This is a genomic window from Rhizobium sp. TH2 (assembly GCF_024707525.1).
In the GTDB taxonomy this organism is placed as follows: domain Bacteria; phylum Pseudomonadota; class Alphaproteobacteria; order Rhizobiales; family Rhizobiaceae; genus Rhizobium_E.
Genome location: NZ_CP062231.1, coordinates 5353545 through 5370064, shown reverse-complemented (window position 1 = coordinate 5370064; position 16520 = coordinate 5353545). Strand labels below are relative to the sequence as shown.

Here is a 16520-nt window from a genome sequence, read left to right as displayed (position 1 = left end):
CTCTTCCTTTTACTGCGGCAGCGCAATCTGCATCTTGACTTCGCCCTTGGGGGCGGACGCGGCGATCTCGAAGGCGTGAACGCTTTCGTCGAAATCGAAGGTGCGGGTAATAAGCGGCTTCACATCGATCGCGCCCGACGAAAGCATGGCGACGCATCGCGGAAAGACATGCGCATAGCGGAAGACATGTTCGACGCGTGCCTCGCGGACCATCGCCTTGCCGACATCGTAATTGATCGCATGGACCTGTGAGCCGATGAACACCACACGACCGCCCGGGGCCAGCGGATCGAACACGCCTTCGGCACCCCTGGGATGGCCTGAACATTCGAACACGATCTCGACACCCCAGCCATCGGTGGCGGCGAGGATTTCCTTGACCAAATCCTGTTTGGCAACGTTGACGGGCGTGATGGGCCCGAGTTTCGCGGCCAGGTCCAGTTTCACATCATCGATATCACTGACGAACACCCGTGCGCAGCCGGCTGCCAATGCCGACAGCGCCGTGACCAACCCGATCGGGCCGGCGCCGATCACCAGCGCAATATCGCCGGGCTTGACCTGCGCCTTCGTAGCAGCGTGAACACCGACGGCGAGCGGTTCGACCATCGCGGCTTCGGCGAAGGACACATTGTCGGGCAGCTTGAAGGTGAAATCGGCGGGATGGACGACAGTCGGCCGTAGAACGCCATGGATCGGCGGCGTCGCCCAGAAGCGAACCGCCGGATCGACATTATACATTCCAAGTCTCGTGGCGCGGCTGTTGGGATCGGGGATGCCCGGCTCCATGCAGACCCGGTCACCCGTTTTCAGTGAGGTCACCTCGGCGCCGGTCTCGATGACGATTCCGGATGCCTCATGACCGAGGATCATCGGCGCCTTGACCTGGAAGACGCCGGTGCCGCCATGGGTGTAATAATGCACATCGGAACCGCAGATGCCGACCGTGTGCAGCTTGATGCGCACGTCACGCGGGCCGAGCACCTCGTCCCGCTCGATCGGGAAATCCCGGAGCGACAGCTTCATTTTCTCTTCCAACACCAGCGATTTCATTGTCTTTGTCCTGTTTTCCGATGGAGTCGTCAGCCGCGCCAGACGATCAGCACGCCGAGCGCGATAGCCAGCACATGGCAGACGGTGAGCGGGATCGCCTGTTCAAGGAAGCGCATCCAGAGCAGCTCGAGCGCGACGAACAGGTAGATGCTGACGAAGACGCGGTCGAACCAGTTCGTGACGATCGGCAGGAAGCCGGTCTGTACGGGCTTGACGGGCGCGGCATCACGTTCCGGATCGAGTTGCTCGCTTTCGAGGGGTTGCTGCATGGCTTACTCCTTGACCGCGCCGAAGGTGAGGCCGGCCACGATATGGCGCTGCACGACCGAGAAGATGATCAGCGCCGGGATCAGCGTAATGACGGCGATCGAGGCCATCGCGCCCCATTCGGTACCCGTCGTCGTCACATATTCCGATAGGCCCGTCGTGATGGTCCGCGCATTGAAGCTGGTCAGCGTGGCCGCCAGCAGGAACTCGTTCCACGCAAATACCCAGGTGAGGATCAGCGTCACGGCAAGACCGGGCCGGGCGAGCGGGAATATGACCTCGGAGATGACCTGCCAGGTCGAAGCGCCATCGACGGTCGCGGCTTCATCCAGTTCCTTCGGGATGCCATCGATCGTCGGCCGGAGCGTCCAGATCGCGAAGGGCAGGTTGAAGGTGCAATAGAGCAGGATCATGCCGATCTTGGTATCGTAGAGCTTCCACTCGCCAAGGGTGAAGACCTGGGTGAAAAGCAGGAAGAACGGCAGCAAGAATACGGCAGCCGGCGCCATGCGGTTGGTGATGGTCCAGAAAAAGATGTTCTCCTTGCCGGGGAGATCGTAGCGCGAAAGCGCGTAGCAGGCGAGGAACGCCAGGGTGGTCACCAGCAGCGCGTTGCAGCTCGATATGATGATCGAATTGAGCATGTAACCGCGCAGCGTCTCGTTGCCGATCACGTTGACGTAGTTCTTCCAGTAGATCGCATCGAGGAACAGGCTCGGCGTGGTGAAAAGATCGACCGCCGGTTTCACCGAGATGACGAAGAGCCAGTAGATTGGGAACAGCGTCAGCAGGCTGAGCAACAGCCAGAGTGCTACATAGATAAGCGGATTGCGGCTCGGCATCAGAATGTCCTCTTGCGTTCGCGACGGGCGACGAGGGAGACGTAAAGTATCCAGCACATGACCAGCGTGAGATAGAGCACGATGACTGAAATGGCGGCGCCGTAACCGTAATCGGTCTTGGGAAAGACGATCTTCCAGATGTGCAGGCCGACATAGCGGGTGGCGGCACCCGGTCCGCCCGAGGTCAGCATCCAGACTTCATCGACGGTGCGCAGCGCATCCATCAGGCGGATGAACACGGTGGCGAGGATAGCCGGGCGGATCATCGGCAATGTGATGTGCCAGAAGATTTGCCAGCGATTGGCACCATCGATCTGCGCCTGCTCAAAAGGCTCCTTCGGCAGCGCAAGCAGTGCTGCCAGCAGCGTCAGCGTCACCAGCGGCGTCCAATGCCAGATGTCCATGATGACGGTCAGTGCGAAGGCGGTGGTGGGATCGCGGCCGATATTGAGATCGTAGCCGAACCAGCTCTTCAACAGATGGGGGATGATGCCGATGCTGGGCGTCGTCATCAGGCGCCAGACCGAACCGACGACGATCGGCGCGACGATCAGCGGCAGCGTGTGGATCGTGCGGAAGAAGCCGCGACCGGGGAATTCCTTCATGAACAGCTGCGCGAGCAGATAGCCCAGCGCGACCTCGCTTGCCACCGCGAAGAAGGCGAACTTCATCGTGACCGAGATGGAGGTCAGGAATTCGGCGTCGAAGACGAGACGGCGGAAATTGTTGGCGCCGTTATAGATCATGTCGGGGCTGGCGCCGAACGGGTTCCATTGGTGGAACGCGACATAGAGCACGTAGATGAAGGGTATGATGCCGAAGATGCCGAGGATCGCGATCGTCGGAGCGAGCATCAGCCAACCGACTGTGTTTGAACGCATGAATTCGTGCTCCCCAGGATATTCACGCAGGCTCGATGCCTGTCTCGATAGGGCAACTGCGCCCGGGTGGCGGTCTTGGGAGATGCCACCCGGACGCAGGCTCTTGTCCGGTCTTACTTGCGGTAGCCGAGGTTAGTCAGTTCCGCTTCGGCCGCGGCGGCCATCTGGTCGAGACCTTCATCCGGACCAACTTCGCCGAGCAGGATCCGGTAGAAGATCGGAGCCGTGGCTTCACGCACCTGGGCATGGAACGGGAAGGGCGGCGCACCGGCGAACAGCTTTCCCTGGTCCTTGAGCATGGTGTAGTAGCCGTTCAGCTTCTTATCCATCTCGATGACCTTCGGGTCGTCATAGGTCGCCGTGTTGGTGATGCGGGGAGCCGCCACCGCCCAGTCGGCCTGGACCGAATCCTGGCCGATGAACTGCAGGAAGAGAAGCGTCGCCTCCTTGTTCTTGGAGGTTACCGGCAGGCCGAAGGCGCCGCCGTCATAGTAGCCGAGATAGCCATTGCCGGCTTCGACTTCCTTGAGGACGTCGGGTTCCGTCGGCGGCAGAGCGACGCCGACATTGCCGACAACCTTGGATTTTTCGGCATCGGACGCGATCCAGGCAGCGTTTTCACCATAGACCAGGCCCTGTGCGACGCGGCCGGCGGCAAAGGTCGTGCCGACTTCCGTCCAGGTCGAGGCAGCCGATTCAGGCGGAGCGATATCGCGCAGATGCAGCCAGTATTTCATGGCCGCCTTGGCCTTGTCGCTGTTCATCTGGCCGCCATTCTCGACAGAGGCGGCGTAGTTCTTCGAGGGGTCGATGCCCCAGTTGTAGACGCCGTAAGTCGGCGCGATCGACTCGAAGAATTCATACCACGACGCCGGATGGCCGGTATGCGCCTGGGCGGTCGTGCCCCAGAGTTCCATGCCATTGTCCTTGCCGTACTTGGTGAAGAATTCCGCGATCTGGGTATATTCCTCATGCGTCTTGGCAGGCATGAGATCCTTGCCGGTTTCCTTCTTGAAGGCTTCCTTGATCTTGGGGTCGTTGAAGAGATCCGTGCGATAGAGATAGACCTTGATGAAGGCTTCCATCGGGATGCCGAAAAGGTCGCCATCGGCATTCTTGAAGTAGTTGGCGAAAGTCGTGAAATGGCTTTCATCGAAATCCGGTGCCTTCAGCGACGGGTCGTCCTTGAGCGATTTCGTGATATCGACGAGGAAGTTGCGCGCCAGATAGGCGTAGATGATGTCCTGCTCGATATAGACCATGTCATAGAGGCCGGTCTTGGCTTCCATGTCCTTGATCGCCTTGTCGTACATCTGGTCCCAGGAGGTCGTTTCGATCTCGACCTTGATGCCGGTCTTCTTCTCAAATTCCGGCGCCAGGACGTCCTTGATGTAGTTCGACGGTGGCGTGCTTTCGGTGACGCCGTGCAGCACGACGCCCTTGTACTTCGCACCGGCATCGGACCAGAAGTCGGCCTGTGCGGGCATCACGCTTGCCAGCAAGCTGATCGCAAGCGCGGCAATTCCAATTCCACTTTTCCTGATCATGATTCCTCCTCCATAGTATCTGTGCATCCCGCGGCCGGCGGCCTGCAGGCAAGGTCTCGCACCCGGCACAAGCCGGGTCCTCCCATGGCCCGACGCGCGGCTCCTCCCGGCGTTCAGGCATCCTTCGCTGACAAGGTATGGTCGCCGGATTTATCATCCGGGGCTCGTTCCCTTGAGCGTTCCAAAAGCTTAGAGCGGGGTTCGAGCCTGTGCCACGCGTGCTTTGCAGGCGACCTATACTTTTTCGCCGACAGCCAATCCGGCCGAAAATGCCCGGATTTCCCGGAACGGATCGGGCCGTGCGTCGGTACCGATCTTGTGCGCATTGCGCCGGTAATCCGACGGCGTTCGCCCACAGATCTTGAAGAACTGCCTGTTGAAATTGGCGATGTTGTTGAACCCGACTTCGAAGCAGATATCGGTGATCGGCCGGTAGGTCTGGGTCAGCAGCGAGCAGGCGGCATAGACGCGCGCCAGGATGACATAACGCGCGAAGGTATGACCTGTCTGACGCTTGAAGAACCGCGAGAACGCCTGAGGTTCCAGGCCGCAGCGCTTCGCCACGGATGCGAAGTCGATATCCTCGCTGTAGTTCTCCAGCACATAGCGCATGGCGACATCGAGTTCCGGCGGCAATTCCACCCGCGCGGAGGTTGGCGCGAGGCGCGACAGCTTGCGCCGCTCCTTGGGATTTTGCGCCAGCGTGATCATCAATTGCAGGAAAAGCACGACGCGTTCGGCCCCATGGGCGGCCCCCATCTGGGCGAGCAGCCGCTGCCCCGCGAGCGCCGTGGCGCCGGTGAATTCCACCCCGAACACCGCGTCCTCGAAAAGCGGCTTTATGGTTCCGAGTTCCGGGCAAAAGGCGGTGACGCGATCGGCCCATTCAGGGCTGAACTGAATGAGCATGTCGCGGTTGCGGATGAGCTTGCCCGGTTCTATGTCGCTGACCCAATTGTGCGGCACATTGGGGCCGGTCAACACTAGGCATCCCGGCGCGAACTCCCCGATATGATCGCCGACCATCATCACGCCGGATGTCGTCCGCGTCAGGTGCAGCTCGTATTCCGGATGATAATGCCATTTGGCGCCGAAATATGGATAGTCATGCATGTTCCAGCGGAAGGATTCCGCAGGCGGACAAATGATCATTTCGAAGTCCGGAACGATCTTCAGATCGGCCTTCATTGAATGACTCCTCTTCCCCAGTGAGGCGGTAGCCGCCTCGCTCACTCTGATCCGCAGTCTCCCGAGTCTTCTCTCATGGGGCTCCTCTTCCCCACGACATCAATGCATAAGAATTTTCAAATTTCAAATCGGCAGTCCCGGCCCGGAATCCGCGCGGTTTGACGGACACGCACAGGCATGCGCTCGGCGATGATTCAATTCCTCCCGGTCCCGATGCATTTTCGGGCTTATATGTTGCTTGACAAGACAAATTAATATTCTTTACAAATAAGTCAATGACAAACTGCTTAAGTGCTTAGCAGCAGCATGAGGAGGGCCACCAGGCGCAAGGATTTCGCTCATTTCAAGAAGCGCGAAGCCGAGGCCTATCGATCGGTTCGCACAACTATCAGACCAATTTCACGATAACCGACATTTAAATTTGCTGCAGTGCGGTAATTTTGTTGCGCATAACAACATAACTATTCCGCCAGCGCGGAAGGAGGAAAAACATGGGCCGATTGGGAATACATTCATTCGTCTGGACGGGCGGCGCCACCCAGGCGATGCTCGAGGATGCGATGGAAAAATCCGCGGCCTGCGGATACCGGCAGATCGAGTTCGCCTATCTCCGGCCCGAGAAATTCAACCTCGACCAACTGGCGAAAAGGGCATCCGCCCTCGATCTCCAGATCGCGGTGACCATGGGACTGCCATTGAACGCCGACGTGTCGAACGACGATACCGACGTGATGAAGGCGGGCGAAAAGCTGCTGGCGGACGCTGTGAAGGCCGTGCGCGATATCGGAGGCACCAAGCTCGGCGGCATCCTCTATTCCGCCCATACCAAATATTCCAGGATGCCGACGGATCGCGGCCGGGAGAACAGCATCGGGGCGATCGCGAGGACCGCGGATATCGCCAAGGCCGCCGGTGTCGATCTCGTGCTGGAAATCGTCAATCGGTTCGAGACCAACCTGCTCAACACCACCGCGCAGGGTCTGGATTTCATCAAAGCCACTGGCTCCGACCATGTGACGCTGCATCTCGACACGTTCCACATGAACATCGAGGAGGCCAATCCCGCCGCCGCGATCCGGCTGGCCGGGGACAAGATCGGCTACTTCCATATCGGCGAGAGCAATCGAGGCTATCTCGGCGACGGCGTGATCGATTTCGACCGGATCTTCGATGCCCTTCTCGACATCGGCTACGAGAAGGACATCACCTTCGAATCCTTTTCGAGCGCCGTGGTGGATGAGGGCCTATCGCTGGCCTGCGCCATCTGGCGCGATACCTGGACTGATAATATGCCGGTCGCGAAACATGCCAAGGCGTTCATCGACCTCAAGATCGAAGAGGCAATCCGCCGGCGCGCCACAAATGTCCGTCCTTAGCGCGAACATGCGGGGAAAGTCGGTGCCGTGCGATATCAGCATTTTACCGACTTTCAGTCTTGTGCCATCAGTTTTCCGTCCGGCCATGCATTTGGGGAGATCTTTGCGTGAATGAGACGGTGTTGATCACCAGTTCGCCGCGCGGCATCAGGCAACGAAACGAAGTAGCGGCCTTGAAGGCGCTACATCAGTTCGGCCGGCTGAGCCGTGCCGACCTGGCGCGCAAGCTCGGGCTTAACCGCTCGTCCTCCGGCCACATCATCGCCGGATTGACGGCGGATGGGCTGGTCCGCGAGGTCAATGAGAATCATTATGTGCGGGCCAACCCGACCCATGCGGGACGGCCCGGCATCATGCTCGAACTCGTTCCCGAAGCGGTCTTCTTCGTCGGCGTCGAGATCGGCGTCGAGCATATCAGCACGGTCGAGATCGACCTCGGGACCAATATCATCTCGACCAGTGTCGAGCCCTTCGATGGTGCGTCCGCTGGCGTCACCAAGGCCGTCGAGCGCGCGGTGCAGATGGCGTTCGAGGCGATCCCCGCCTCCCGGCGCGATCGTTGCGAGGGCCTCGGGATCGCAACGCCGGCGCAGATGGACAAGCACGGCTTCGTCCGGCTGGCACCCCTGCTCGGCTGGGAAAACGAACCGCTTGTGGAACGCGTGCGGGATGTGCTGCCCGTCTCCGTTCCAGTGGCGGCGGAAAACGATGCGAACGCCTTCGCCATCGGGGCCACATATGGCCGCAACGAACTGCATGCCGGCGTCACGCTGTTTCTCGTCATGGAAAGCGGCGTCGGTGGCGGCATCATCGTCAATGGCAGCCTGTTTCGCGGCGCGAATGGGTTGGCCGGTGAGGTCGGTCATCTCAGGATCGATGGCGTCTCGCAGCCGGACCGGAACCTGGAACAGGTGCTCGGCCTCGAAAACATCATGCATGGCTATCGCAACATATCCGGCAAGGCCGAGCCGACGTTCCAGACATTCCTGGCAGATGTGCGCGACCGTGTGCCCGGCGCGGTGACGATCGCCGAGGAATGGGCAAGGGCGCTGGCGATCGGCCTCATCCAGGCCTGTCGGGTGATCGATGCGGACCGGATCGTTCTGGGCGGATCGGTGGCGGCACTCTATCCGCTGATGGCGGCCCGCGTCGCCCACCACATCCGGTCGACGCAGGAGGCGAGCTTTCCGATGCCTGATATTGTGATGAACGACAATGAAACGATCGGCCCGGCTTTCGGCGCGGCCTGCATTCTCCACCAACGTTATCTGTCGATGGAGAGCCAGCGCTTCGCCGAGGATGCGGGATAAGCCGTTCATAGCTCCGATAAATCAAGAGAATGCATTCATGACCAGCACATCACTCGCGCCGAACCGGCTCGGCCCCACCATCACCATCGGGGAAATCCTGGTGGAGATCATGGCGGTCCATCGCGGCGATGGCTTTATGGAGCCGATCGAGCTGACGGGGCCCTATCCGAGCGGTGCACCCGCTATCTTCATCGATCAATGCGCCAAGATCGGCGGATCGGCCGGTATTATCGCCTCCGTGGGCAATGACGACTTCGGCCGGATCAATGTGGAGCGGCTGCGCGCCGATGGCGCCGATGTCTCCGCCGTCTCGGTCAGCGCCGACTATCCCACCGGCAGCGCCTTCGTGCGCTATCGCGAGGATGGCTCGCGCGATTTCGTCTACAACATCGCCAAATCCTCCGCAGCCCAACTCAGCCTGACCGGCGAAGCCAAGGCGCTCATAGCCCGCGCTGGGCATCTGCATGTCATGGGGACAGCGTTTTCGATCCCCGGCGCCTGGGACATCATGGATCACGCCATCGGCGTCATCAAGAACCGGGGCGGCAGCGTCTCGTTCGATCCCAACCTGCGCAAGGAACTGCTCGGCCAGGGCGATATGCTGGCGCGCTTTGCGAGGCTGGTGGAGATCGCCGACCTGATCCTGCCCTCCGGCGATGAGCTGTTCGTCGCGGCCCGCGTCGATGGCGAGGCGGCGGCGATACAGGCGCTGTTTTCCCACAGCGCGACCGAGATCGCACTGAAGCGCGGCGAACGGGGATCGACGTTCTACGGCTCCGACAGCACGCGCCTGGATTGCCCGGCCTTCAAAGTGGAGGAGATCGACCCGACCGGCGCGGGAGATTGCTTCGGCGGCGCCTATGTCGCGTGCCGTCGGCTCGACATGCCAGCCGACAAGGCCCTGGAATATGCCAACGCGGCCGGTGCCCGGAATGTAACAGCCAAGGGTCCGATGGAGGGCGCCGGGAGCCGGCGACAACTCGACGACTTCATCGCCAATACGCCGAGGGCAGCGCTGTGACGTCATTCCTGAGACAGCTGGCGCAGGCACGCCGCGACGGCAGGCCGGTCGGCATCACCTCGGTCTGCTCGGCCCATCCGCTGGTGATGCGCGCGGCCGCCCGTAATGCGGCGCGCTATTCGGATGTCCTGCTGATCGAGGCGACCTGCAATCAGGTCAACCAGTTCGGCGGCTATACCGGCATGCTGCCAGCCGATTTCGTGCAGCTTGTTCGGCGCATTGCAGCGGAGGAAAATCTGCCAACTGACAAGATCATCCTCGGCGGCGACCATCTCGGACCTAATCCATGGCGATCTGAACCAGCCGCTTCGGCCATGGCGAAAGCCGAGGACATGGTGATGGCTTATGTCGATGCCGGTTTCCGCAAGATCCATCTGGACGCATCGATGGGATGCGCCGGCGAGCCGGCCGCCCTCGACGACGCAACGACCGCAGAGCGGGCTTTGCGCTTGGCTAAAGTGGCGGAACAGGCCGCACGAAACACTGGCGGCGAGATGCCGGTCTATATCATCGGCACCGAAGTGCCACCGCCCGGCGGCGCTCATCATGTGATCACCGAACTCGAGCCGACCAGCGTCGCGGCCGCGCAGCAGACCATTAACGTGCATCGCGATCTTTTCCGGCAGGCCGGAATGGAAGATGCTTTCTCCCGTGTGATCGGCCTCGTCGTCCAGCCGGGCGTCGAATTCGGCAACGCGAACGTGGTCATCTATGACCCCTCGAAAGCGCGCGGGCTGACGCAATTGCTCGATCGGGAACAAGGCCTTATCTACGAGGCACATTCGACCGATTACCAGGGACGGACAGCGCTCAGACATCTTGTGGAGGATGGCTTCCCTATTCTCAAGGTCGGGCCCGAATTGACCTTCGTGCTACGGGAATCACTTTATGGCTTGGATCTCATCGCCAGCGATCTCATCGGGGACTATCCGCCGCGCGCACTCTTCGCGGCCATGGAAAAGCTGATGCTGGAAAAGCCCGGTTTCTGGCAGGGGCACTATCACGGTTCGGCGCAAGAACAGCGCGTGCAGCGGCAATATTCCTACTCCGACCGCATCCGTTACTACTGGAACCAGCCTCAGGCCGAGACAGCGGTCCAGCAATTGATCGATGCCCTGCAAGGCAGAACCGTCCCGCCAACGCTTTTCCGCCAGTATCTTCCGGCCTTCGAAAGCTGGTCCGGTAAGCCGCTCGATCCAGCTTCCCTGCTTGTTGCCGCCGTTCAGCGCAGTCTCGACGACTACCGCGCCGCCTGTACAAGCGACTAACTCGAACGGTAGCGCGCCACTCGAACAAGAGGAATCCTGCGCGAGAACTTAAATCGCTCAAGTTGTATCTATCGGCCTAACGCTTCCGAAAACGTCAGTCTGTATTTTAGGCATGTCGGATGGAGTCGGGCATGCTTCTGGAATTGCAAAACGTCATCTTGAGGATGATCGCCCGAGGCGATGCGCTTGAGGTGACGCTGAGCAGACTATGCCAGGAAGCCGAAGCGCTGGTGCCCGGGATCATTTGTTCGATCCTGACACTGGATGGCGAGGGCCGCCTGCATCCGGCCGCCGGACCCAGCCTGCCGGCCCATTATTCCAATGCACTCGACAATCTGCCCATCGGCCCGGACGTTGGCTCCTGCGGGACAGCCGCCTTTCTTGGCCGGCCGGTAAGCGTCACGGACATAGACCGCGATCCGCTATGGGCGAATTTCAAGGCACTGGCTCTGCCGCTGGGACTCCGGGCCTGCTGGTCGAGCCCCATCTTCAGCAACGATAGCAGGGTCATTGGCACATTCGCCTTCTACTTCCGGGAGACGCGCGGTCCTACATCGCTCGAAGAGAGTATCGTCGAGACCTGCCTGCCGCTTTGCATGATCGCACTCGAACGCCAGGAGCGATTGCTGGCGCATAGCAGCCTGGCTTTCACCGATGTCCTGACCGGGCTTCCCAACCGCACCAGGTTCGAAAACGATCTCAGTGCCTGCCAGGACGATGACTGGGGCCTTCTGCTGGTCGATATCGACAATCTCAAGACCGTCAACGATACGTTCGGGCACAATGTGGGGGATGCACTTATCGCCGCCGTTGCAGCGAGGCTCTCCGCGGCGGTCAAACCGTTCGAGACTTACCGGCTCGGCGGCGACGAATTCGCGGTGATCGTCAGTTCCGCTTCTGCCGAAAAGGCTGTCTCGCTTGCCGAAAGCATCCTTGCTTCCGCCGGCGAACCTTCCATCTGCAACGGTCATACGGTCTTCTCATCGGTGACGATCGGCGCGGCCGAACGAAACCATCCCGGCCAGACGCCGGAGACGGTACGCCAGAATGCCGACCTTGCACTCTACCACGCCAAGGAGACGCAGCGGGGCGGCTTCGTCCATCACGAGGAGACCCTTGGCACTGCGATCTCAGCGCGCTTCGACGCGATCCGCAATGTTGCACTTGCCTTGGACGAGGATCGCATACGTGCCTATTATCAGCCCGTCGTGCGCCTCGACAGCGCCGAGATCATCGGCGTTGAAGCGCTCTGCCGGATGATCGGCCGGGATGGCTCGATCATCTCGGCCTCACAATTCCATGAAGCCACGAAGGACGCGCGCGTCGCCTCCGCATTGACACGCTCGATGCTCAAGCAGGTTGCGAGAGATGTCGGCGCATGGCTCGGCCGCGGCATCGCTTTTCAGCATGTCGGAATCAACATTTCCGCCGCCGATTTCCGCGCCGGCGGATTATCCGATCTTCTCTCCGAAGCGTTTGGCGCTGCCGGCGTGCCGCTCGGCCACGCGATTCTGGAAGTCACGGAATCCGTCTATATCAGCCAGCGCGACAAGACTGTCGCCAATGAGATCAAGGCGCTCCGCGCGCGAGGCCTCAAGGTCGCTCTGGATGATTTCGGGACGGGATTTGCCTCCCTGACCCACTTGCTCACGGTTCCAGTGGATATCATCAAGATCGACAAATCATTCGTCGATCGCCTGGGTCCGGGTGACGCCGGCGGATGTATTATCGAGGGCATTCTGCACATCGCCAAGGGTCTCGGGATCCGGGTCGTCGCCGAGGGCATCGAGACAGCGGACCAGGCCGAACGCCTGAAGGCGATGGGATGCGTGCTGGGTCAAGGTTATCTCTATTCGAAGGCAGTGTCGGCGGAAGACATGACCGGCCTGCTCCTCGAAGGCAGCCAGGAAAAGGACACGGCGGAGATGAACGAAGCGCTGTTCCAACTGAAACGGGTTTCGACCGCGCGCGGTGCGTGAGCTCCGATCAGGCGAATTCCCGGCTCATCCGAACCAGATCGTCCCACAGGCTTTCGGCAAAACCCCTTAACACCATGAGTTCGATGGCATCCGGCGCGAGGCGGGTAAGGTGGACGGATATGTGGCCGACCAAGGTCATGGCCGATTCCCCAACGGCAACCCGGTCGAGATCGACGCCTGTGCCCTTCGCCAGCACATCGACGATCCGGGTTCCCTTGAGGCCGACACGCACCCGGCCGTGGCTCTGGTCGACGAGGAATGCATGCTGGGCAAGCTTCGCGGCCATTGCCTGAAACTCGTCATGGGTCATCGGGGAGTCGCCGACGATGAACCATTGGCCGGGGCCCGCCGATCGCAGGCCATGTGGACCGGTGCCCGCGAATTCCGTGAGGATCTGGCGCAGGTCGTCGCCAGCCGGCTTGCCGAGCACTTGGATCACCCGGCCTTCCGGCAATGGCTGAAGCGTGACGGCGCCCGCGCTCGAAGCGAATGCCTCGTGGACTGCGGGGCGGTGGACGAGTTGGAAATCAGCCATGCAGCTTCTCATTCGCTGGATCGACAAAGACCGGATCGCACAGGCGTGCCGGCGTGAATTCATTCAAAAGCCCGTTCCACACGACAACTTCCTCGCCATGGCGGGCGGGACCGCGCTTGACCAGAGCCAAGCCGATGGTGGCACCGACATGCGGGGAATAGGCGCTGGAGGAAACGTAGCCCTGGTCATTCTCGAGTGTTGCGGCCGCATCCTTGGCAAGGATATGCGAGCCGGTGCGGAACGATGTCTTCGGGTCGAGCGGCACAACGCCGACGAGGCTCGGCCGGTCGTCGGCCAATAAGCCTTCGCGGTTCAGCATAGCCTTACCGATGAAATCCGGTTTCACTGCCGAGACCATCTTCGCAAAGCCGAGGTCGGCGGGGACGACTGTGCCGTTGATCTCGTTATGCGTGACATGGCCCTTCTCGATGCGCATGACGCCGAGTGCTTCGACACCATAGGGCTGGATGCCGTGCGGCTCACCAGCCTCCATCAGAGCATCGAAGACGCTCTCGCCGTAGCCGGCCGCTACTGCAAGCTCGAAGGCCAGTTCGCCGGAGAAGGAGATACGGAACAGCCGCCCGTGCAGCCGGCCGCCGAACAGCGATACTTCGCGTGCGCCGAGGAAGGGGAAAGCCGCATCGGATATGTCGTCATCGACGATCGCCTGCAGGATTTTCCGCGATTTCGGGCCGACGATCGACATCTGCGCCCACTGGTCTGTCACCGAGGCGAGGCGGACATCAAGATCCGGCCAGAGAGCCTGCGCGCAGAACTCCAGATGCGTCATGACACCGGCCGCATAGGCGGTTGTCGTGGTCATGAAGAACCTGTTTTCCTCCAGCCGGCTTGTCGTGCCGTCGTCATAGATGAAGCCGTCTTCGCGCAGCATCAGCCCGTAGCGCGCCTTGCCGACGGGGAGCTTCAGGAAGGCATTGGAATAGACGCGATTGAGGAATTCCGCCGCGTCCTTGCCGCAGACCTCGATCTTGCCGAGCATCGAAACATCGCAGAGGCCGGCATTCCTGCGGACGTTGAGCACCTCACGATCGACGCTCTCGCGCCAGTGGGTTTCGCCGCCGCGCGGGAACCATGAGGAGCGATACCAGAGGCCGGTTTCGACGAAGATCGCGCCGTGCTTGGCGGCCCAATCGTGCAGTGGCGATTTGCGCACCGGCTGGAAATGCTGGCCGGCATGGGCACCCGTCAGGGCACCAAACGAGATCGGCGTGTAGAATGGCCGGAACGTGGTGGTGCCGACATCGGCAGGGGAAACGCCGCGCGCGTCGGCGAGCAGGCCGATGGCGTTGACGTTGGACAATTTGCCCTGGTCGGTCGCCATGCCATTGGTCGTGTAGCGCTTGGCAAGCTCGACATGGCCGTAGCCTTCCCGCACCGCCAGATCGAGATCCTTGCGGTGGACATCGTTCTGGTAATCGACGAAGGCCTTGCCCTTGATGCCTGGAATGGACCAGAGCGGCTTGCCGGCGGGGGCGGCTATGTCGCCTTCGACGGCTCCGATGGACAGGGGCTCCGCCTTGAAGCCGAGAGCATTGGCGAGCGCCGCGCCGCGTTCGGCGCCGCTAGTGAGGCAATCGCCAAGGCTCGCCGTTCCCCGTGCCGCACCTGCGATCTCTATTCCCTTCAGGCCGGAGGGTGCCAGAAAGGCGGCGTCCGCATCCGACCATTGCGGCTTGCCGCCGCGATGGCAGGCGAGGTTGATGATCGGGCTGAAGCCGCCCGACATCGCCAGCGCATCGACGGAGAGGGTTTCAGTCTTGCCGCCTGCCGATATGGCGATCGACTTGAGTGATTTGCCGCCGTTGGCATCAGTGACGACACCGCCTCGGATCAATCGCGCCTTGCCTTGATACGCGAATGAAGCATCCGCTCGGCTGTCGATGATCGCCGCGACAGTCAGGCCGACATTCTCCATGTCACGGGCGAGCGCGTAGCCGGCATCATTGGTGGTGAAGATCGCCGTGCTTTTGCCCGGCGCCACGCCGTAGCGGTTGAGATAGCAGCGCATCGCGCCCGTCATCATCACGCCTGGAATGTCATTGCCGCCGAACACTAGCGGGCGTTCCTCGGCGCCGGTGGCCAGCAGTGCCTGTTTTGCGGCAATGCGCCAGAGGCGCTCGACCGGACGATTGGGATCGGGATTGCGGACATGTTTCTGCACGCGTTCGATGGCGCCGAAGACGTTGCCGTCATACCAGCCGAAGGCGGTGGTGCGGGTCATGACGCGGACATTCGGCAGCGATTGTAGTTCCGCCACGACCTGGGCCGCGAATGCCGGCGCATCCTCTCCGCCGATTGTCGCGGTCTCCTGCAACAGCGAGCCGCCGGCAAGCGTGTGTTCGTCAACGATGATGACGCGCGCACCGACACGGCCGGCGGTCAGCGCTGCTGCAAGGCCTGTTGGCCCGGCGCCGATCACCAGCAGGTCGCAATGCGCCCAGCACTTTTCATAGTGATCCGGATCGGCCTCATAGGTTGCCTTGCCGAGGCCCGCGGCCTTGCGGATGAAGGGCTCGTAGAGCTTTTCCCACAGGCCCGCGGGCCACATGAAGGTCTTGTAGTAGAAGCCGGCGCTGAGAAACGGCGACAGCAGGCTGTTGACCGCGCCGATGTCGAAATCGAGCGACGGCCAGCGGTTCTGGCTCCGCGCTTCGAGCCCTGCATAGAGCTCCTGCATCGTGGCGCGGGTATTGGCTTCCGTCCGGCCGCCCGAGCCGATGGTCATCAGCGCGTTGGGCTCGGCCGCGCCTGCCGTCAGGATGCCGCGCGGGCGATGGTATTTGAAGCTGCGGCCGACCAGCTGGCGGCCATTGGCAAGCAGCGCCGATGCCAGGCTATCTCCGGCGAGGCCTTGGAACGACGCGCCGTCGAAGGTGAAGGAAAGCGGCGTCCGGCGGTCAACCAGACCGCCTTTTGGCAAGCGGTAAGAGGTCATGCGCGCGCCTCCGGGCTTGTACCGAACGCGACGTCGCGGCTGGCTTCGATCTCATGGGTCGCGGTATCGCGCGTCACGACCAGCCACCGCCGGCAGCCGGATGTATGGTGCCAGAATTCCTCATACCTACCGCGCGGATTGTCGCGCAGATAGACGTAATCCATCCATACCTGCTCGCCCGCGTCGGGCGCCGGGCGCGGAAGCGCCGCGCCCTTGACGGTGAATTCTTCTTTCGGACGTGACCCGCAATGCGGGCAGGGAACCAGACTTGCCATTTCTTGAAATGTCCTTGGCGAG

At 61.3% G+C, this 16520-nt stretch carries 14 protein-coding genes; 5 read left to right on the top strand and 9 right to left on the bottom strand.

The window, feature by feature from the left end; translation table 11 throughout:
• Positions 1-9 precede the first annotated feature (9 nt).
• The 6 genes from IHQ71_RS26280 to IHQ71_RS26255 form a co-directional block, all read right to left on the bottom strand.
• Positions 10-1053, bottom strand: coding sequence for an NAD(P)-dependent alcohol dehydrogenase (locus IHQ71_RS26280; RefSeq protein ID WP_258159341.1), 1044 nt, complete (start codon positions 1051-1053; stop codon positions 10-12).
• Between the two features lie 29 nt (positions 1054-1082).
• Positions 1083-1322: a DUF2160 family membrane protein gene (locus IHQ71_RS26275; RefSeq protein WP_258159340.1), complete on the bottom strand. Its 240-nt coding sequence runs from the start codon at positions 1320-1322 to the stop codon at positions 1083-1085.
• Positions 1323-1325: 3 nt separating this feature from the next.
• Positions 1326-2162 (bottom strand): carbohydrate ABC transporter permease, encoded by an 837-nt coding sequence (locus tag IHQ71_RS26270; protein WP_258159339.1) that lies wholly within the window; start codon positions 2160-2162, stop codon positions 1326-1328.
• The gene (locus tag IHQ71_RS26265; protein ID WP_258159338.1) at positions 2162-3043 is read right to left on the bottom strand and encodes a carbohydrate ABC transporter permease; all 882 of its coding nucleotides are present in this window, start codon (positions 3041-3043) and stop codon (positions 2162-2164) included. Before IHQ71_RS26265 ends, IHQ71_RS26270 begins: the two co-directional genes overlap by 1 nt.
• Positions 3044-3156: 113 nt before the next feature.
• Positions 3157-4530: an extracellular solute-binding protein gene (locus IHQ71_RS26260; RefSeq protein ID WP_258162960.1), complete on the bottom strand. Its 1374-nt coding sequence runs from the start codon at positions 4528-4530 to the stop codon at positions 3157-3159.
• Positions 4531-4824: 294 nt separating this feature from the next.
• Positions 4825-5778 (bottom strand): AraC family transcriptional regulator, encoded by a 954-nt coding sequence (locus IHQ71_RS26255; RefSeq protein WP_258159337.1) that lies wholly within the window; start codon positions 5776-5778, stop codon positions 4825-4827.
• 491 nt (positions 5779-6269) lie between these two features.
• Between IHQ71_RS26255 and IHQ71_RS26250 the strand changes: the two genes are divergently transcribed.
• The 5 genes from IHQ71_RS26250 (at position 6270) to IHQ71_RS26230 (ending at position 12732) form a co-directional block, all read left to right on the top strand.
• On the top strand, positions 6270-7154 hold the full coding sequence (locus IHQ71_RS26250; protein ID WP_258159336.1) for a sugar phosphate isomerase/epimerase: 885 nt from the start codon (positions 6270-6272) through the stop codon (positions 7152-7154).
• A 107-nt stretch (positions 7155-7261) separates the two neighbouring features.
• A complete protein-coding gene (locus IHQ71_RS26245; RefSeq protein WP_258159335.1) occupies positions 7262-8464 on the top strand; it encodes an ROK family transcriptional regulator in 1203 nt (400 codons plus the stop codon).
• 37 nt (positions 8465-8501) lie between these two features.
• Positions 8502-9485 (top strand): sugar kinase, encoded by a 984-nt coding sequence (locus IHQ71_RS26240; protein ID WP_258159334.1) that lies wholly within the window; start codon positions 8502-8504, stop codon positions 9483-9485.
• Positions 9482-10753, top strand: a complete 1272-nt coding sequence (locus IHQ71_RS26235; protein ID WP_258159333.1) for a D-tagatose-bisphosphate aldolase, class II, non-catalytic subunit — start codon at positions 9482-9484, stop codon at positions 10751-10753. The genes IHQ71_RS26240 and IHQ71_RS26235 overlap by 4 nt, the downstream gene beginning before the upstream one ends.
• Positions 10754-10884: 131 nt before the next feature.
• Positions 10885-12732 carry a bifunctional diguanylate cyclase/phosphodiesterase gene (locus tag IHQ71_RS26230; RefSeq protein ID WP_258159332.1) on the top strand — a complete coding sequence of 616 codons (1848 nt, stop codon included), beginning with the start codon at positions 10885-10887 and terminating at the stop codon, positions 12730-12732.
• Positions 12733-12739: 7 nt separating this feature from the next.
• On the opposite strand, the gene IHQ71_RS26225 is transcribed toward IHQ71_RS26230, so the two are convergent.
• The 3 genes from IHQ71_RS26225 to IHQ71_RS26215 are packed head-to-tail and all read right to left on the bottom strand — an operon-like array spanning position 12740 to position 16498.
• Complete coding sequence (locus tag IHQ71_RS26225; protein WP_258159331.1) at positions 12740-13267, bottom strand: sarcosine oxidase subunit gamma; 528 nt, start codon at positions 13265-13267, stop codon at positions 12740-12742.
• Complete coding sequence (locus IHQ71_RS26220; protein WP_258159330.1) at positions 13260-16223, bottom strand: sarcosine oxidase subunit alpha; 2964 nt, start codon at positions 16221-16223, stop codon at positions 13260-13262. The genes IHQ71_RS26225 and IHQ71_RS26220 overlap by 8 nt, the downstream gene beginning before the upstream one ends.
• On the bottom strand, positions 16220-16498 hold the full coding sequence (locus IHQ71_RS26215; RefSeq protein WP_258159329.1) for a sarcosine oxidase subunit delta: 279 nt from the start codon (positions 16496-16498) through the stop codon (positions 16220-16222). Before IHQ71_RS26215 ends, IHQ71_RS26220 begins: the two co-directional genes overlap by 4 nt.
• Between the last annotated feature and the right edge of the window lie 22 nt (positions 16499-16520).